Raw genomic sequence first — 17,232 nt, forward strand, 5'->3', positions numbered from 1 at the left:
CATGTGGCTGCAACAACAGTGGTATAAAGCCTACTTAAACCCGCTACTACTGGTGTTGTTCCCCTTGCATTGGTTGTTTGTGGTGGTCAGCAGTATCCGGACTCGAATGGGCATTCGCTCAAGTCGTACCCGGCAATCACCGGTCCCGATTTGGGTGGTGGGAAATTTGACGGTGGGTGGCGCCGGTAAAACTCCAACCACATTGTCATTGGTCAAATGGCTGCGACAGCGCCATATCAAAGTCGGCATCGTAACGCGCGGTTATGGCGGCACGGGTCCGTTTCCGTGTTTAGTTCAGCCTGATTCCGCAGTCGAAGTGGTGGGTGATGAGCCTTTGTTGCTTGCCAAACAAACTCAGGTGCCAATGGCGGCTGCGCCAAATCGCCAACAAGCCGTTGAACTGTTGTGTCAACAGCATCCAGATCTGCAACTTATTCTCAGTGATGATGGCCTGCAGCATTATGCCTTGCCGCGCCAGTTAGAGATTGTGGTGGTGGATGGCGAGCGTGGTTTTGGCAACGGCTGGCGCTTACCTATTGGCCCCCTGCGAGAACCATTAAGCCGCCTCAAACGCAGCGAGATTGTGGTGCAAAATGGGAATAGCGAATCCCCCTTAGTTGCCGAGGCGATGCTATTTCAATTGCGTCCGTGCGGTTGGTATCGGGTGAGTGATGGTCAAGCCGTGGACGCGCCACAGTACATCGATCTTGCCTGTGCCGGGATTGCGCATCCGCAGCGCTTCTTTAACACCCTAAAGAACTTGGGCTATCAAGACTTTAGCCAGCGTGAATTTGCCGATCACCATTCCTTTAAGGCTGCGGATTTTGCCGCAGTTGACCCCGATCAATGCGTGGTGATGACCGAAAAAGATGCGGACAAATGCGCAGGTTTTGCCAAAGAAAATTGGTACTATTTACGGGTTGAAGCAGATTTCCCAGAGCAATTTTGGCAACATATTGAACGACAACTGCACCGCGCAAAAATAGTTTAGAGCGAGAATAATGAGTATCGAACCCGAACTACTAGCGATTTTGGCCTGCCCCCAATGCAAGGGGAAACTGGTCTATTTGAAACAAGCCGAACCAGCAGCGCTGATTTGTCGTGGTTGCCAACTTAGCTTTCCCGTTGAAAATGATATTCCTCAATTAATCCTAACGGCAGCAACTGAGCTTAGCCGTGCTGAATTGGAGCAATTGCCGTCATGAGTTTTACTGTCATCATTCCAGCTCGCTATGCCTCCACTCGGTTGCCGGGTAAGCCGCTTGCCTTGATCGGACAAAAACCGATGATTCAGCATGTGTATGAACGGGCTGCCGCGGCAGGTGCTGCTGAGGTGATTGTCGCTACGGATGATGAACGTATTCTTAAAGCGGTTGAGGGTTTTGGTGGGCGCGCAATGATGACCGCAAGTCACCATCAGTCTGGAACCGAACGAATTGCTGAAGTGATTGATTATCTGGCGATTGCCGATGATCAAGTGGTGGTCAATGTGCAAGGTGACGAACCCTTTATTCCACCAGAAATTATTCGCCAAGTGGCGGATAATTTAGCGAATCAGCGTCTTGCGCAGATGGCAACTCTGGCGGTACCGATGGAGTCGATTGACGAAGTCATGAGCCCTCACGCGGTTAAGGTGGTAACCGATGCCAATGGCTACGCCTTGTATTTTTCGCGAGCACCGATCCCGTATGAACGTGATGGGATGGCGCAGCAGCAGCTGGGACAGTTAGCGCATTACCATCGCCATATCGGTATTTATGCTTACCGGGCTGGATTTGTATGGCGTTATATCGAGTGGCCAGCAAGCCCTTTAGAGCAAATTGAATCGCTCGAGCAATTGCGGGTCCTGTGGTACGGTGAGCGGATTCATGTGGCGGAGGCGATTGTAACGCCGCCGGCAGGGATCGATACCCCTGCCGACTTAGCCCGTGCTAATTCGCAATTATTCGACTGATATCTTGACTAAATCTAATAATCATCACTAATTAGTGAAATTTACACTTATTTTTTCAGCGGTTTGAACTCGCGCTGAGCTTCACCCGTGTAAAGTTGACGCGGGCGACCGATTTTCTGGTTCGCTTCGCTCATCATTTCGTGCCAGTGTGAAATCCAACCGACAGTGCGTGATAACGCGAAAATCACAGTAAACATATTGGTTGGGATACCAATTGCTTTAAGGATGATACCAGAATAGAAGTCAACATTCGGATACAACTTCTTCTCGACGAAGTACGGATCTTCAAGCGCGATACGCTCAAGCTCCATTGCGACATCTAACAGTGGATCTTGAATGTTCAATTCATTCAATACTTCGTGCGCGCTTTCACGCATCACGGTCGCGCGTGGATCAAAGTTTTTGTAGACCCGATGACCAAAGCCCATCAAACGGAATGGGTCATTCTTATCTTTTGCTTTGTCGATGAACTTAGGAATGTTTTCGACTGAACCGATTTGCTTGAGCATACGCAAACACGCTTCATTCGCACCACCATGCGCAGGACCCCAAAGTGATGCAACGCCCGCGGCGATACATGCATAAGGGTTAGCACCTGATGAGCCAGCTAGGCGCACAGTCGAGGTTGATGCGTTTTGCTCATGGTCCGCATGCAAGGTGAAGATACGATCCATCGCCCGGGCAATGGTTGGGCTGATTTCATAATCTTCTGCTGGGACCGAGAACATCATATTGAGGAAGTTCTCAGAGTAGCTGAGGTCGTTACGTGGATAAACGAACGGCTGACCAATGCTGAACTTGTATGCCATGGCAGCGATCGTTGGCATTTTCGCAATTAAGCGAATCGCACTGCGTAAACGCTGGTTTTCGTCATGAATATCAAGGTCATCATGATAGAAGGATGACAGCGCACCGGTTACTGCACACAACATTGCCATTGGATGCGCATCGCGGCGGAAACCTTCGAAGAAGGTATGGAGCCCTTGATGCACCATAGTGTGCTTGGTAATGGTTTGTTTAAACTCAGCATATTGCTCGGCGGTTGGTGCTTCACCGTGCAGCAACATATAACAAACTTCGAGATAGTCGGCTTGCGTTGCGAGCTGATCAATCGGATATCCGCGATGCAGAAGAATGCCTTTCTCACCATCGATAAAAGTGATTTTAGATTCACATGAACCGGTGGCCAAAAAGCCCGGATCAAAAGTGAAGTACCCATGCTTGCCTAGAGTACGCACGTCAACAACATCATAGCCGGCTGTACCAGAAAGCACTGGTAGTTCAATGGATTGGCCGTCAATCTGCAGGGTGGCTTTACGATCAGCCATAAGGAAATCTCCTTGTTTGAGTCTGCTTCATCACAAAAAAGGACGCTAGTTTTACTCGATCTTAACGGTACTTGTCAATTCAAACGACTGTTTAAACTGAATTCCAAGCACCGTATGATTACGCAAAAGTATGACAGAAAGATTACTTGTACTGCGGAACTGTCAAATTAAATATACGACTATGGTCGGATTGTATTCGGGGCATTATTTTTATTGGCTTGATCTACAGTAAAAAACTTTACGTTAAGCTAAAAAACAAGCCGCCAGAGAATTGTAATTCATGGCTATGACTTATATACTTTGGCAGCGATCTGACAGGGTCCCCAGTTTGGGGATGTTTGAAGTTCCGAGCATGTTAACAATGCTTTTCAAAAAGGCACAACAATCGTGAAAAAACAAAGACCTGTAAATTTAGACTTGGCAACGATCCGCTTCCCAGCGGCTGCCATTAGCTCAATTCTGCATCGTGTTTCTGGCGTCATCATGTTAGTGGCGGTGGGACTTTTGATGTGGGCACTCTCTTTATCTCTGCAATCAGCTGAAGGGTTTGCGCAAATGCAGCAGCTCTTCACTAGTGGCTTTGCGAAGTTCATTGCATGGGGCATTCTCACCGCTTTAGGGTATCACCTGCTTGCTGGTCTTCGGCATATGGTAATGGACCTAGGTTACTGGGAAGAGATTGACTCCGGTCGCATCAGCGCGCAAGTGCTGTTCGTACTCGCCATCGTCTTATCAGTTCTTGCAGGGGTGTGGTTATGGTAAAAGTAGCTTCGACATTTGGCCGTAGCGGAACACATGATTACATCTTACTCCGCGCGTCAGCCATTATTATGGCGCTTTATTCGATTTTTCTTGTGAGCTTTATGGTCACTGCTGAACCACTCAGCTACGCGGCCTGGACTCAATTGTTTGCGCACCTTGGGATGAAAGTGTTCACCATGTTGGCACTGACCTCAATTCTTATTCACGGCTGGATCGGAATTTGGCAAGTGCTCACCGATTACGTGAAAAACTCAGGCGTTCGCGCATTCATTCAATTCGTTGTTAGCGTTGCACTCATCGTCTATTGGCTCGTTGGCCTGATGGTAGTGTGGCCAGTAGGGGGTGTCTAAGTGAGTATCCAAACACTCGAATTTGATGCAGTAGTCATCGGTGCTGGCGGCGCGGGTATGCGCGCAGCATTACAAATCTCACAGTCAGGCATGACCTGTGCCTTGATGTCGAAAGTATTCCCAACGCGGTCACACACCGTTTCAGCGCAAGGTGGTATCACAGTTGCGCTCGGTAACGCGCACGAAGATAACTGGGAATGGCACATGTTCGATACGGTTAAAGGTTCCGACTATATCGGTGACCAAGATGCGATCGAGTACATGTGTAAGACCGGCCCTGAAGCGATTTTGGAAATGGAAAACATGGGTTTGCCATTCTCGCGCTTTGAAAATGGTAAAGTCTATCAGCGTCCATTTGGCGGTCAGTCAAAAGAATTCGGCGGCGAACAAGCCGCGCGTACAGCGGCAGCAGCAGACCGTACCGGTCACGCCTTGTTGCACTTGCTGTATCAGCAAAATGTTAAAAACAAAACCACAGTATTCTCTGAGTGGTATGCGCTTGATCTCGTGAAGAACCAAGACGGCGCGATTGTCGGTACCACCGCGATGAATATCGAAACCGGTGAAATTGTTTTTGTGAAAGCAAAAGCGGTCGTTCTAGCAACCGGTGGTGCAGGTCGTATCTACGCGTCGACCACCAATGCCCACATCAATACCGGTGACGGTGTAGGTATGGCATTGCGCGCTGGCGTTCCGGTGCAAGATATGGAAATGTGGCAGTTCCACCCAACTGGTATTGCCGGTGCAGGTTCACTCGTTACCGAAGGCTGTCGTGGTGAAGGTGGTTACCTCTTGAATAAAGATGGTGAGCGCTTCATGGAGCGTTATGCTCCAAACGCTAAAGACCTAGCCGGCCGTGACGTTGTGGCACGTGCCATGATGACCGAAATTCGCGAAGGTCGTGGATGTGAAGGCCCTTGGGGTACCCACATTAAATTGAAACTCGACCACTTAGGTCGTGAAATTCTTGAAAGTCGCTTACCGGGTGTTTGTGACTTGGCGAAAACTTTCGCCCATGTTGACCCTGCGGAAGAGCCGATTCCGGTTATCCCAACCTGTCACTATATGATGGGTGGTATTCCGACCAACGTTCACGGGCAAGCACTGCAAGTCGATGCGAACGGCAATTCAACGCCGATCCCTGGTCTGTTTGCTTGTGGTGAGATCGCCTGTGTATCTGTGCACGGTGCAAACCGCTTGGGCGGTAACTCACTGCTTGATTTGGTGGTATTTGGACGCGCAACCGGCCTTCACCTTGGTGAAGCTCTGGCAGCTAACACTGAAGCACGTGAAGCATCAAAAGATGATATCGATGCAGCATTAGCACGCGTTAATCGTTGGGAAAACACCCAGCAAGGTGAAGACCCAGTGCAAATCAAGAAAGATTTGCAGAACTGCATGCAGCTTAACTTCTCGGTATTCCGTGAAGGTGACGCAATGGAGCAAGGCTTGAAAGAGCTGAAAGAAATCCGTGAGCGTCTGCAGCACGCACGTTTGGACGACACCAGTAAAGAATTCAACACGCAACGTATTGAGTGCCTCGAGTTGGATAACTTGATGGAAACAGCATACTCGACTGCCGTTTCTGCAACGTTCCGGACCGAGAGCCGTGGCGCGCACAGCCGTGCTGACTTCCCTGAGCGTGATGATGAGAATTGGTTGGTACACACAGTCTATCGTCCAGAAGATGAGTCGATGACCAAGCGCGAAGTCAACATGCAGCCGAAGCTGCGTGAAGCCTTCCCGCCGAAAGCACGTACCTATTAAGGCAAGGTGAAAGCGATGAAGACGTTGAAAATTTCAGTTTATCGTTACAACCCAGATGTTGATAACAAGCCATACATGAAAGACTACACCCTCGAAGTTGAGGAAGGTCGTGACATGATGGTGTTGGATGTGCTGCTTAAGTTGAAAGAGCAGGATCCAACCCTCGCGTTCCGTCGCTCATGCCGTGAAGGTGTGTGTGGTTCAGATGGTCTGAACATGAATGGTAAAAATGGTCTCGCGTGTATCACGCCATTATCAGCTTTGAAAGGTGGCAGCAGTAAGATCGTCGTTCGACCATTACCTGGTTTGCCAGTCATTCGTGACCTGATTGTAGATATGAGCCAATTCTACAAACAGTACGAGAAAATTAAGCCGTACCTCATTAATGATGATAAGACACCACCTGCGCGTGAGCGTCTGCAATCACCAGAGGATCGTGCTAAATTAGATGGATTATACGAGTGTATCCTGTGTGCATGTTGTTCAACTTCATGCCCATCATTCTGGTGGAACCCAGATAAATTTATCGGTCCTGCTGGTTTGTTACACGCGTATCGATTCTTAATTGATAGTCGTGACACTGCGACTGAACAGCGTCTTGATGATTTAGATGACGCGTTCAGCGTGTTCCGTTGTCACGGTATCATGAACTGTGTCAACGTTTGTCCGAAGGGATTGAACCCAACTAAAGCGATTGGACACATTAAATCAATGCTATTGAACCGCGCGATCTAATTTGATCCGAGGGTCCCAATAGACTAGGGCGAGCTGTAAGAAATAGCCATCCACGCCCGGATGGCTATTTTTTTCGTAAAATGAGTGTGAAGGAACAGCGATGCAAGATGGCGTAATGCAAGCTTGGCTAGAATCCTCCCACCTAGCTGGTGGAAACATGGCGTACGTGGAGGAGTTGTTTGAGGTTTACCTTGATGACCCCACGGCTGTTAGCGATGCGTGGCGGCAATTCTTTGACCAACTTCCGCGCGACAATGGGGTAGTCGATACTAAACACAGTGTCGTTCGCGAGCAATTCCGTGAAGCCGCAAAAAATAAACTGAAACAAGCAGGTAGTTCCAGTGCTGCTGCACCCGACTTAAAACAAGTTAAGGTGCTGCAACTGATCAATGCTTATCGTTTCCGCGGTCATCAGCACGCAAACCTGGACCCACTCGAGCTCTGGAAACAACCTCAAGTTCCAGACTTAACCCTTCAGTATCACGATTTATCGAAAGATGATTACGACACTGAGTTCAATGTAGGCTCGCTCGCAGTTGGCAAAGAGACCATGAAGCTGGGCGAGATTCATAACTTACTCGAACAGATCTATTGTGGTCCGATTGGTGCCGAGTACATGCACATTGTCTCAACGGAAGAGAAGCGTTGGATTCAGCAGCGTCTCGAGGGCGTATTGGGACAGCCGCAATTTAGCAAAGAAAAACAGCTCAAAGTTCTAAAAGAATTGGTTGCAGCTGACGGTCTTGAAAAGTATCTGGGCTCAAAATTCCCGGGTGCGAAGCGATTCTCACTTGAAGGTGGCGATAGCTTAATTCCGATGTTGAAGGAATTAATTACCCGTGCCGGTGAGCAAGGCAGTAAAGAAGTTGTCATTGGTATGGCTCACCGCGGTCGCCTCAACGTGTTGGTGAACGTGCTGGGTAAAAAGCCAGCCGATTTGTTCGACGAGTTCGCAGGTAAGCACGCTAATTTGAAAGGCTCAGGTGATGTGAAATATCACATGGGCTTCTCGTCAGATTTTGCTACGCCAGGTGGCGATGTCCACTTGGCGTTGGCCTTTAACCCATCACATCTTGAAATCGTTAACCCAGTCGTTATGGGTTCGGTGCGGGCACGAATGGATCGCCTTGGCGATAGCACAGGTTCAAAAGTATTGCCGATCACCATTCACGGTGACTCAGCCATTGCTGGACAAGGTATCGTGCAAGAAACCTTCAATATGTCGCAAACTCGCGCGTTCCAAGTGGGTGGTTCAATTCGTATCGTGGTCAATAACCAAGTAGGCTTCACTACTTCAAAACGTGAAGATACGCGTTCGACCCAATACTGTACTGATATCGCGAAAATGGTCCAAGCACCTATTTTCCATGTCAACGCTGACGATCCAGAAGCTGTGGTATTTGTAACCCAATTGGCACTTGATTTCCGTAACACCTTCAAACGTGACGTGATGATCGATTTAGTGTGTTATCGCCGTCATGGTCACAACGAAGCGGACGAGCCAAGTGCAACTCAGCCGTTGATGTACAGCAAGGTTAAAAAGCACCCGGTAGCGCGTGAGTTATATGCTGAGCGTTTGGCTAACAAGGGTGTGGTGAGCAGCGAACAAGCAAAAGACTTTGTTAGCGCGTATCGTGACATGCTCGATAAAGGCGAAATCGTGGTCGAAGAATTCCGCGAAATGAAGAGCCATTCTTCAGATTGGTCGCCTTACATCGACCAAGAGTGGGACGTCGAATACGACGCCAAAATCAGCAAAGAGCGGTTACAAGAACTCGGTAAAAAGGCTGCGACCGTTCCAGCTGAGCATAAGCTGCATTCGCGCGTTGCCAAAGTATACGAAGAGCGCCTAAAAATGGCAGCTGGTGAAAAGCCGGCAGATTGGGGCTTTGCTGAAACGCTCGCCTACGCAACCCTAGTCGATGATGGCGTTCATATTCGTCTCACTGGTCAAGACAGTGGTCGTGGAACCTTCTTCCATCGGCATGCGGTCTTACACAACCAGAAAGACGCCTCGACTTATATGCCGTTGAATAATATTTCGGATAACCAAGGCCCGATCGAAATTTACGACTCGGTGTTATCAGAAGCCGCTGTGGTTGCTTTTGAATATGGTTATGCCACCGCTGAGCCGAAATCTTTGGTGATGTGGGAAGCGCAATTTGGTGACTTTGCCAATGGCGCGCAAGTGGTGATTGACCAGTTCCTCAGCTCAGGTGAGCAGAAATGGGGACGTCTGTGTGGGTTAACGCTTCTGTTACCGCACGGTTATGAGGGACAGGGCCCAGAGCATAGTTCGGCACGTTTAGAGCGCTTCTTACAGCTCTCAGCAGACCATAACTGGTCGGTGTGTGTGCCAACGACCCCAGCTCAGGTGTTCCATATGATTCGCCGGCAGCAGTTGCGTCCAGTGCGCAGACCGCTGATTGTGATGACGCCGAAGTCGTTGTTGCGTCACCCATTAGCTGTGTCTGAACTTGACGAAATGACCACCGGTGTATTCCAAAACGCGATTGGCGAAATCGATAACTTGAATGCGAAAAAGGTCAAGCGCGTGGTATTCTGTTCAGGAAAAGTTTATTACGATCTGCTGCAAGCTCGGCGTGAACGTGAGCAAGAAGACGTTGCAATTGTTCGGATCGAGCAATTGTATCCGTTCCCAGCAGAAGAGGTTGCTGAAATTCTTAAGGATTATCAGCACGTTAAAGATTTTGTTTGGTGCCAAGAAGAGCCGCAGAACCAGGGGGCTTGGTATAACAGCCAGCACAACTTCTGGGCTGCAATTCCGAAAGGTGCCAATTTGACATACGCTGGCCGTGCTGCCTCAGCAGCGCCTGCGGTAGGCTACTTGTCAGAGCACAACAAACAGCAGAAGCAACTCGTCGATGACGCGCTAACCATTAAATAGGTGATAATTGATCATGGCCATAGATATTAAAGTTCCACAATTACCCGAATCTGTCGCTGATGCGACGGTCGCTACTTGGCACGTTAAGCCAGGCGACAAAGTTTCTCGTGATCAAAATCTGGTCGATATTGAGACCGATAAGGTCGTGCTAGAAGTGGTTGCCCCAGAAGATGGCGTGATTGCTGACATCATCGCCGAAGAAGGTGCGACAGTCGGTGCTGAAGAAGTTATCGGTAAACTCGAAGCGGGTGCCGGTGAAGCAGCAGCGAGTGATGAAGCGCCAAAAGCTGAAGAAAAAGCAACTGAAGCTGCAACTGAATCGGGTGCAGGTGAAGAGATTGAGGTGAAAGTTCCACAATTGCCTGAGTCTGTTGCCGATGCAACCGTTGCAACCTGGCATGTGAAAGCCGGTGATGCGGTTAAGCGCGATCAGAACTTGGTTGATATCGAAACCGATAAAGTGGTTCTTGAAGTCGTCGCTCCAGCAGACGGCGTACTTGCCGAAATTATTCACGATGAAGGCGCAACAGTGAGCGCCGACGAAGTGATCGGTAAAGTTCAAGCAGGTGCAGGCAGCGCTAAACCGGCGGCAGCATCAGCTCCAGCGGCTGAAGCCTCGGAAAGCAGCGATAGCGACGGCGAAGTTGCAGGTCCAGCTGTACGTCGTTTACTTGCAGAACACGGGTTACAAGTGAGTGACGTGAAGGGCACTGGTAAAGGTGGACGCGTCACCAAAGAAGACGTAGAAAACCATGTGAAAAATGCGGCTAAGCCAGCTGCAGCTCCAGCAGCAAGTGCAACTCCAGCACAGCCTGCCGTCAGTGGCGACCGTGAGCAAAAACGCGTACCGATGACCCGTCTGCGGAAAACCATCGCCAAGCGTTTGTTAGAAGCGAAAAATTCAACGGCTATGTTAACCACGTTTAACGAGATTAACATGAAGCCAATCATGGATTTACGCAAAAAATACAAAGACGTATTTGAAGAGCGTCATGGTGTGCGTCTAGGCTTCATGGGCTTTTACGTGAAAGCAGTGACCGAAGCCCTCAAACGCTTCCCAGAAGTAAATGCGTCAATCGATGGTGATGATATCGTTTACCACAACTACTTTGACGTGAGCATCGCGGTTTCAACTCCACGCGGCTTAGTCACGCCGGTATTGCGTGATACCGACAAGCTCAGCGTTGCTGAAATCGAAAAAGGCATTAAAGAGCTTGCCCTCAAAGGTCGTGATGGCAAACTTGCAATGGAAGACATGCAAGGCGGTAACTTCACCATCACTAACGGTGGGGTATTTGGGTCGTTGCTTTCAACGCCTATTTTGAATCCACCGCAAAGCGCAATCTTGGGCATGCACAAAATCCAAGACCGTCCTATGGCGGTAGATGGTAAAGTCGAGATCTTGCCAATGATGTATTTGGCGTTATCGTATGACCACCGCATTATTGATGGGAAAGAGTCAGTTGGCTTCTTGGTCACCATCAAAGAGTTACTTGAAGACCCACAACGTTTGTTGTTGGACGTGTAACGAAATAAACAAGCCGCCAACTGGAGAAATTCAGTTGGCGGCTGTCTTTTTAGCGCGCAACACTGTAAAATACGCGCGTTTTTCGGGTAGGCAGCCAACGGGCTGCTTTATATTTGTTTTATGTTGTCAACACGAATCGGAAGAGCATCATGAATTTGCATGAGTATCAGGCCAAACAACTCTTTAAAGAGTTCGGTTTGCCAGTATCAGAAGGCTACGCAGTTGACACTGCGGATGAAGCGGTTGAAGCGGCAAAGAAAATCGGTGGTGAGCGTTGGGTTGTAAAAACTCAGGTTCACGCAGGCGGTCGTGGTAAGGCTGGCGGGGTTAAACTCGTAGATAGCCTTGATAAAGTTCACGACTTTGCAAGCAACTGGCTAGGTAAAAACTTGGTCACGTATCAAACAGATGCAAATGGTCAGCCGGTTGCCAAAATTTTGGTTGAAAGCCTTACTGACATCGCCTCTGAGTTATACCTCGGCGCTGTCGTTGACCGTGCAACACGCAAAATCGTTTTCATGGCCTCTACCGAAGGTGGTGTTGAAATCGAGAAAGTTGCAGAAGAAACACCAGAAAAAATTCTGAAAGCGATCATCGACCCAACGGTTGGCGCGCAGCCATACCAAGGTCGTGAGCTTGGTTTTAAATTGGGTCTGAACCCTGACCAAGTGAAGCAGTTCACGAAGATTTTCTTAGGTCTTGCGAAAATGTTCGAGCAGTATGATTTCGCCCTATTAGAAATCAACCCGCTGGTGATCACCGAGCAGGGCAATCTGCACTGCCTTGATGGTAAAGTAAACATTGATAGCAATGCGCTCTATCGTCAGCCAAAAATCAAAGAAATGCACGATCCTTCGCAAGAAGACGCGCGTGAAGCACAAGCAGCTCAGTGGGAACTGAACTACGTTGCCTTGGAAGGAAACATCGGTTGTATGGTTAACGGCGCTGGTTTGGCGATGGGAACCATGGATATCGTTAAATTAGCCGGCGGTGAGCCAGCGAACTTCTTGGACGTAGGTGGCGGCGCAACCAAAGAGCGTGTGACCGAAGCATTCAAGATCATCTTGTCGGACGATAACGTGAAAGCGGTTCTGGTTAACATCTTCGGTGGTATCGTGCGTTGTGACATGATTGCTGAAGGCATCATGGGCGCAGTCGAAGAAGTAGGCGTTAAAGTACCTGTGGTCGTTCGCCTTGAAGGGAACAACGCTGACTTAGGTCGTCAAAAGCTCGCAGAAAGTGGCTTGAACATCATCGCAGCAGAGAGCTTGTCTGATGCTGCCAGTAAAGTAGTTGCTGCAGCAGGAGGTCAATAATGTCTATCTTGATCGATAAAAACACCAAAGTTATTTGCCAAGGTTTTACCGGTGGCCAAGGGACCTTCCACTCTGAGCAAGCAATTGCCTATGGTACCCAAATGGTTGGTGGCGTGACTCCAGGTAAAGGCGGTCAAACACACTTAGGTCTGCCAGTTTTCAATACTGTTCGTGAAGCGGTTGAAGCAACCGGCGCAACGGCCTCTGTGATTTACGTGCCAGCACCTTTCTGTAAAGACTCTATCGTTGAAGCTGCGGATGCAGGTATCGAGTTGATCGTTTGTATCACTGAAGGTATCCCAACTTTAGATATGCTTTATGTAAAAGAATACCTGACCCACAAAGGCGTGCGGATGATTGGTCCAAACTGCCCAGGTGTGATCACTCCTGATGAGTGTAAGATCGGTATCATGCCAGGTCACATCCACAAGAAAGGTAAAGTGGGTATCGTTTCTCGTTCAGGAACTCTGACCTATGAAGCGGTTAAGCAAACCACTGACGAAGGTTTCGGCCAGTCTACCTGTGTCGGTATCGGTGGTGACCCAATCCCTGGTTCAAACTTCATCGACATTCTTGAGTTATTCGAGAAAGATCCAGAAACCGAAGCAATCGTTATGATCGGTGAAATCGGTGGCACAGCTGAAGAAGAAGCAGCTGAATACATCAAGGATCACGTCAGCAAGCCAGTTGTCTCTTACATTGCCGGTGTGACTGCACCTCCAGGTAAGCGTATGGGCCACGCGGGCGCTATCATCTCTGGTGGTAAAGGTACTGCGGATGAGAAATTCGCTGCGCTTGAAGCTGCTGGTGTGAAAACCGTTCGTAGCCTTGCTGATATCGGTAAAGCATTGCGTGAGAAGACAGGCTGGTAAGCTCGAGTTTTCATCTGCACTGTGTTACAAAAGCCGCTCTACTGAGCGGCTTTTTTGTGGGCATGGGAGTTTATAAGTATGCGTAAACTAGGCTTGATAGGTGGCATGAGTTGGTTCAAGGTACGCTTACCGCGAGCGCGAAGCAGCAGTATTTAGCAGTGATCGATTCACTACAGCAAAGAGGAGCGCAAGGCGTGATTCTTGGCTGCACCGAAATTGGTTTATTAATTCAGCAACAAGACAGTCCAGTGGCAATTTATGACACCACCCAATTACATATTGAGGCCCTGGTTGATACTATGTTGCAATCGACGAGTAGTGGAGAGACGTTATGAGCCAAGCTCAATATCCAATAGGTACTCCTGGACAACCTTGGGGTGCGGAAGAACGCGCACTGTGGCGCGCGCAGCAACAGATTAAACGTAGTTATCACGATGAAGTTGAAGCGCCGCTGCAGCAGCTGGCCGGCAAATTTGAGCTATTTCAATACGGTGAGTTAAATTATCCTGAGGGTAATTACCACCTCTGGGGGGCACAATCCCATGCTTGGAATGAGCACTTGCCAACAGTGCTAGTGACCGGTGGAGTGCATGGCTATGAAACCAGCGGCGTCCTGGGAGCTTTGCGGTTTTTACAAAGCGTTGCGGCAGACTATGCCGGTAAGATTAATCTGGTCGTTTTACCGTGTGTGAGCCCTTGGGGTTACGAAACCATCAATCGTTGGAACCCTGAGGCGAATGATCCCAATCGCTCGTTTGTCAAAGGAAGTGGGGTAGCCGAGGCCGAAGCTGTGGTGAATTATCTTGCAGAATCAAGCTTAATGCCGGTTCTGCATATTGACTTGCACGAGACCACAGATACCGACAATAGTGAGTTTCGACCCGCACTGGCGGCGCGCAATGGCACCGTAAACCACAACTGGAACATTCCCGATGGGTTTTACACAGTAGGGGATACTGAGCGTGATCAGGTCGATTTCCAGGCTGCAATTATTGCAGGTGTGGCCCAGGTGACCCACATTGCCGAGGCAGATGAAGAGGGCAAATTAATTGGCGAGCCGATGCAACAACACGGCGTGATTAATTATCCGGTTAAGAGCTTAAATCTTTGTGCTGGAGTGACCGATGCACCTTATGTCAGCACCACCGAAGTCTATCCTGATAGCCCACGAACCAACCCAGAGAACTGCATCGAGGCTCAAGTTGCGGCGGTGACTGCAGCAATCGATTATATTCTTGCGCATGCCGATTAAAATCGGTTTTTGGCTCCTGTTGGCGTTGCTCGCATTTGCGGGCAATTCGATTTTTGCCCGCCTCGCGTTAGCGCCAGGAGCCATGGATCCTTATACCTTCACACTGATCCGACTGTTCGCCGCAAGCCTGGTTTTAGGCTTACTCTTGAGTGCCAAACCACGTGCTTGGGCGAACCTTCGTTCGAGCATAGCCCCCACTGCCACACTGGCGTTATTCGTCTACGCGTTAGGCTTTTCGCTGGCGTATGTGTCGTTGAGCACGGGGGCCGGGGCACTGATTTTATTTGGTTTGGTGCAGCTGACCATGTTAGCGATTAAATGGTATCGCGGTCATCGTAGCTCGGTATTTGAGCTCGCTGGGGTGGCGCTGGCGATTCTCGGTTTAATCTACCTGATGTTACCGAGTGCAGAAATCCCCAGCTCAATGACCGCTGCCGTATTAATGGCGTTAGCTGGTATGGCTTGGGGAGTGTATAGCGTGCTTGGCGCGGGCGCGACCCAACCATTGCAGCAAACCGCTGTAAATTTTATCGCAACCATACCCTTGCAAGGGCTAATTTTGCTCTGGTTGTTCTATAACGGCAGTCAGTGGGATAGTAGCAGTGTGGTGTGGGCCGTATTATCCGGTGCCGTAACCTCGGCACTGGGCTACGCGATTTGGTATCGCGTATTGCCGCATTTGGCGCTAAGTAGCGCCGCAGTGGCACAATTGAGTGTGCCACTGCTCGCTGCGTTCGGGGGAGCACTCTTCAGTGCCGAGCCGCTCACCCTGCGGTTTGCGATTGCCGCCGGATTAATTCTCGGCGGCATCTATTTGGTGATCAGATTTCAGCAATTGCCTGCTCAGCAGCGTTAAGCGCCTGCTGACGAGGCTCATCGCCCATTGCCACGCCTTCTGCGCGAATCACATGGACATCGGTGATGCCAATAAAGGCCAGCGCAGTTTTCAGGTAACTCTCTTGGAAGTCCATACTGGCTGCTTCACCTTCGCTGTATACACCGCCACGACCTGAGGCGAGATACACGGTTTTACCTTGTAATAGCCCGCGTGGACCTTGCTCGGTGTACTCGAAAGTGACGCCTGCTTTTAAGACCCGATCCAACCATGCTTTAAGCTGACTTGGGATGGTGAAGTTGTACATAGGCGCACCGATAACAATAATATCCGCTTGCTTAAGCTCAGCGATAAGTTCGGCTGCAATTGGCTCATCTGGGCTTAACGCCGCGGCATCAAGGTGAGCGATAGGGTTGGTGACCAAGTCGCGGTAAACCACTTGATGAGAATCATCACGGTTGAGCTGTGCGACGATGTCTTTACTTAACTTACGACTGACCGACTGGTCAACAAACAAACCTGAATCAAGATGAAGAATAGTCATTTCAAACTCCTAAGGGTAATGAGTTAACGCAGCTATGGTAGCGATGTTCCAATTTTTTCGGTAGATGGTATTATTTGAATCTATCGTTCCAAAAATGGAACCCTAATTTGAGGTAACTCATGCGCTCAAAACTACCAGACCTCACTAATTACTATTTATTTGCCAAAGTGGCTCAATCTGGCTCAATAAGTGCGGCGGCGAAGCAGTTGGGAATGCCAAAATCCACCCTTAGTCGCAGGTTAACGGAATTAGAAGAAGAGCAGGGGGTGCGCTTAATGCATCGCAGCACCCGTGGTCTCAAGTTGACCGATATCGGGCATGCATTCTTATTGCACTGCGAAAGTTTAGTCAGTGCTGCTGAGGCAGCACAACAGACGACCCAAGTGGTGCAAGAATATCCGCGTGGCGATATTAAACTTTCGTCACCCTATGCCATCAGTCAAACCATGTTAAAGCGATTGTTACCTGAATTTCTCGAGCGTTACCCTGATGTACGGATTCAGCTGGTGGTCACCAACACCCCCGTTAACCTGATTGATGATGGTATTGATATCGCCTTGCGGGTGCGGCCAGAAATCGAAAGCTCGTCGCTGATTGCCCGACCATTGATGGATGCGCCAAGTCGCTTGTACGCAAGCCCCAGTTTGTTGGCCCAATTCGGTATCGAGCATCCACTCGATTTAACCGCGTGCCCGCATTTAAGTCTGCATTACAGCAGTGGCCGCTACCGGTATGAATTTAAACACCAAGAAACGGCTGAAACCTTGAGTATTAGCTACCGAGCTCGATTAATTACCGATGACATGATGGTTTTAAAAGAGGCTGCCATAGCGGGTCAAGGTGTCGTTGCGTTACCGCCTTACATCGTCGATGACGCAGTGAATAATGGTTTGTTGCAAACTATTTTGCCACAGTGGCGGTTACCTATGGGCATCATGCATTTGGTCTACCCGCATCGGCGTGGCTTACTGCCTGCCGTTCGTGTGTTGATCGACTTCTTGGTCGAGCGTTTACCGCAACTTGATCCCGAGGTTTAGTTGTTGAATCTTGGTCACTCGCTCTCTACAATCATTTAAACACC

The 17,232-nt window shown here is 49.3% G+C and carries 17 protein-coding genes; 15 read left to right on the forward strand and 2 right to left on the reverse strand.

Going from position 1 to position 17,232, the window contains the following annotated elements; translation table 11 throughout:
* Nucleotide 1 precedes the first annotated feature (1 nt).
* From lpxK to kdsB, 3 genes are read left to right on the forward strand one after another with little or no spacing between them, the layout of a single operon-like run.
* Nucleotides 2–991: a tetraacyldisaccharide 4'-kinase gene (gene lpxK / locus CWI83_RS01145; RefSeq protein ID WP_126824559.1), complete on the forward strand. Its 990-nt coding sequence runs from the start codon at nt 2–4 to the stop codon at nt 989–991.
* A gap of 10 nt (nt 992–1,001) precedes the next feature.
* Entirely contained in the window at nt 1,002–1,205 is a 204-nt protein-coding gene (locus tag CWI83_RS01150) for a Trm112 family protein (protein ID WP_126824561.1), read from the forward strand.
* Nucleotides 1,202–1,954 (forward strand): 3-deoxy-manno-octulosonate cytidylyltransferase, encoded by a 753-nt coding sequence (kdsB, locus tag CWI83_RS01155; protein WP_126824564.1) that lies wholly within the window; start codon nt 1,202–1,204, stop codon nt 1,952–1,954. Before CWI83_RS01150 ends, kdsB begins: the two co-directional genes overlap by 4 nt.
* Nucleotides 1,955–2,001: 47 nt before the next feature.
* Here kdsB and CWI83_RS01160 read toward each other — a convergent pair whose 3' ends face one another.
* Nucleotides 2,002–3,282, reverse strand: a complete 1,281-nt coding sequence (locus tag CWI83_RS01160; protein ID WP_126824566.1) for a citrate synthase — start codon at nt 3,280–3,282, stop codon at nt 2,002–2,004.
* A 387-nt stretch (nt 3,283–3,669) separates the two neighbouring features.
* Here CWI83_RS01160 and sdhC point away from each other — a divergent pair, with 387 nt between their 5' ends.
* From sdhC to CWI83_RS01215, 11 genes are all read left to right on the forward strand, one after another.
* A complete protein-coding gene (gene sdhC / locus CWI83_RS01165; protein ID WP_126824569.1) occupies nt 3,670–4,044 on the forward strand; it encodes a succinate dehydrogenase, cytochrome b556 subunit in 375 nt (124 codons plus the stop codon).
* Nucleotides 4,038–4,394, forward strand: coding sequence for a succinate dehydrogenase, hydrophobic membrane anchor protein (gene sdhD, locus CWI83_RS01170; RefSeq protein ID WP_126824572.1), 357 nt, complete (start codon nt 4,038–4,040; stop codon nt 4,392–4,394). Before sdhC ends, sdhD begins: the two co-directional genes overlap by 7 nt.
* Nucleotides 4,395–6,161 carry a succinate dehydrogenase flavoprotein subunit gene (sdhA, locus tag CWI83_RS01175; RefSeq protein WP_126824575.1) on the forward strand — a complete coding sequence of 589 codons (1,767 nt, stop codon included), beginning with the start codon at nt 4,395–4,397 and terminating at the stop codon, nt 6,159–6,161.
* A 15-nt stretch (nt 6,162–6,176) separates the two neighbouring features.
* Nucleotides 6,177–6,896, forward strand: a complete 720-nt coding sequence (locus CWI83_RS01180; protein WP_126824578.1) for a succinate dehydrogenase iron-sulfur subunit — start codon at nt 6,177–6,179, stop codon at nt 6,894–6,896.
* 100 nt (nt 6,897–6,996) lie between these two features.
* Nucleotides 6,997–9,804 carry a 2-oxoglutarate dehydrogenase E1 component gene (sucA, locus tag CWI83_RS01185; RefSeq protein WP_126824581.1) on the forward strand — a complete coding sequence of 936 codons (2,808 nt, stop codon included), beginning with the start codon at nt 6,997–6,999 and terminating at the stop codon, nt 9,802–9,804.
* A 13-nt stretch (nt 9,805–9,817) separates the two neighbouring features.
* Nucleotides 9,818–11,332 carry a 2-oxoglutarate dehydrogenase complex dihydrolipoyllysine-residue succinyltransferase gene (gene odhB / locus CWI83_RS01190; RefSeq protein ID WP_126824583.1) on the forward strand — a complete coding sequence of 505 codons (1,515 nt, stop codon included), beginning with the start codon at nt 9,818–9,820 and terminating at the stop codon, nt 11,330–11,332.
* A gap of 149 nt (nt 11,333–11,481) precedes the next feature.
* On the forward strand, nt 11,482–12,648 hold the full coding sequence (sucC, locus tag CWI83_RS01195; RefSeq protein ID WP_126824586.1) for an ADP-forming succinate--CoA ligase subunit beta: 1,167 nt from the start codon (nt 11,482–11,484) through the stop codon (nt 12,646–12,648).
* Complete coding sequence (gene sucD / locus CWI83_RS01200) at nt 12,648–13,520, forward strand: succinate--CoA ligase subunit alpha (RefSeq protein WP_126824588.1); 873 nt, start codon at nt 12,648–12,650, stop codon at nt 13,518–13,520. Before sucC ends, sucD begins: the two co-directional genes overlap by 1 nt.
* A 110-nt stretch (nt 13,521–13,630) precedes the next feature.
* Nucleotides 13,631–13,855, forward strand: coding sequence for an aspartate/glutamate racemase family protein (locus CWI83_RS01205; RefSeq protein WP_126824591.1), 225 nt, complete (start codon nt 13,631–13,633; stop codon nt 13,853–13,855).
* Nucleotides 13,852–14,772 carry a M14 family metallopeptidase gene (locus CWI83_RS01210; protein ID WP_126824594.1) on the forward strand — a complete coding sequence of 307 codons (921 nt, stop codon included), beginning with the start codon at nt 13,852–13,854 and terminating at the stop codon, nt 14,770–14,772. Before CWI83_RS01205 ends, CWI83_RS01210 begins: the two co-directional genes overlap by 4 nt.
* A complete protein-coding gene (locus CWI83_RS01215; protein WP_126824597.1) occupies nt 14,762–15,628 on the forward strand; it encodes a DMT family transporter in 867 nt (288 codons plus the stop codon). The genes CWI83_RS01210 and CWI83_RS01215 overlap by 11 nt, the downstream gene beginning before the upstream one ends.
* Here CWI83_RS01215 and CWI83_RS01220 read toward each other — a convergent pair.
* Nucleotides 15,594–16,151: an FMN-dependent NADH-azoreductase gene (locus CWI83_RS01220; RefSeq protein ID WP_126824600.1), complete on the reverse strand. Its 558-nt coding sequence runs from the start codon at nt 16,149–16,151 to the stop codon at nt 15,594–15,596. The genes CWI83_RS01215 and CWI83_RS01220 overlap by 35 nt on opposite strands.
* 119 nt (nt 16,152–16,270) lie before the next feature.
* Here CWI83_RS01220 and CWI83_RS01225 point away from each other — a divergent pair, with 119 nt between their 5' ends.
* On the forward strand, nt 16,271–17,188 hold the full coding sequence (locus tag CWI83_RS01225) for a LysR family transcriptional regulator (protein ID WP_126824603.1): 918 nt from the start codon (nt 16,271–16,273) through the stop codon (nt 17,186–17,188).
* Nucleotides 17,189–17,232: the final 44 nt, after the last annotated feature.

This window comes from Pseudidiomarina taiwanensis (assembly GCF_003987435.1).
Lineage (GTDB): Bacteria > Pseudomonadota > Gammaproteobacteria > Enterobacterales > Alteromonadaceae > Pseudidiomarina > Pseudidiomarina taiwanensis.

What these genes read in the sequence shown, in the direction of transcription:
- lpxK (WP_126824559.1), top strand. Translation starts at nt 2, where the DNA reads ATGTGGCTGCAACAACAGTGGTATAAAGCCTACTTAAACCCGCTACTA.
- sucD (WP_126824588.1), top strand. Translation starts at nt 12,648, where the DNA reads ATGTCTATCTTGATCGATAAAAACACCAAAGTTATTTGCCAAGGTTTT.
- CWI83_RS01220 (WP_126824600.1), bottom strand. Translation starts at nt 16,151, where the DNA reads ATGACTATTCTTCATCTTGATTCAGGTTTGTTTGTTGACCAGTCGGTC.
- CWI83_RS01150 (WP_126824561.1), top strand. Translation starts at nt 1,002, where the DNA reads ATGAGTATCGAACCCGAACTACTAGCGATTTTGGCCTGCCCCCAATGC.
- CWI83_RS01225 (WP_126824603.1), top strand. Translation starts at nt 16,271, where the DNA reads ATGCGCTCAAAACTACCAGACCTCACTAATTACTATTTATTTGCCAAA.
- sucC (WP_126824586.1), top strand. Translation starts at nt 11,482, where the DNA reads ATGAATTTGCATGAGTATCAGGCCAAACAACTCTTTAAAGAGTTCGGT.
- CWI83_RS01160 (WP_126824566.1), bottom strand. Translation starts at nt 3,282, where the DNA reads ATGGCTGATCGTAAAGCCACCCTGCAGATTGACGGCCAATCCATTGAA.
- CWI83_RS01210 (WP_126824594.1), top strand. Translation starts at nt 13,852, where the DNA reads ATGAGCCAAGCTCAATATCCAATAGGTACTCCTGGACAACCTTGGGGT.
- odhB (WP_126824583.1), top strand. Translation starts at nt 9,818, where the DNA reads ATGGCCATAGATATTAAAGTTCCACAATTACCCGAATCTGTCGCTGAT.
- CWI83_RS01215 (WP_126824597.1), top strand. Translation starts at nt 14,762, where the DNA reads ATGCCGATTAAAATCGGTTTTTGGCTCCTGTTGGCGTTGCTCGCATTT.
- kdsB (WP_126824564.1), top strand. Translation starts at nt 1,202, where the DNA reads ATGAGTTTTACTGTCATCATTCCAGCTCGCTATGCCTCCACTCGGTTG.
- sucA (WP_126824581.1), top strand. Translation starts at nt 6,997, where the DNA reads ATGCAAGATGGCGTAATGCAAGCTTGGCTAGAATCCTCCCACCTAGCT.
- CWI83_RS01180 (WP_126824578.1), top strand. Translation starts at nt 6,177, where the DNA reads ATGAAGACGTTGAAAATTTCAGTTTATCGTTACAACCCAGATGTTGAT.
- sdhD (WP_126824572.1), top strand. Translation starts at nt 4,038, where the DNA reads ATGGTAAAAGTAGCTTCGACATTTGGCCGTAGCGGAACACATGATTAC.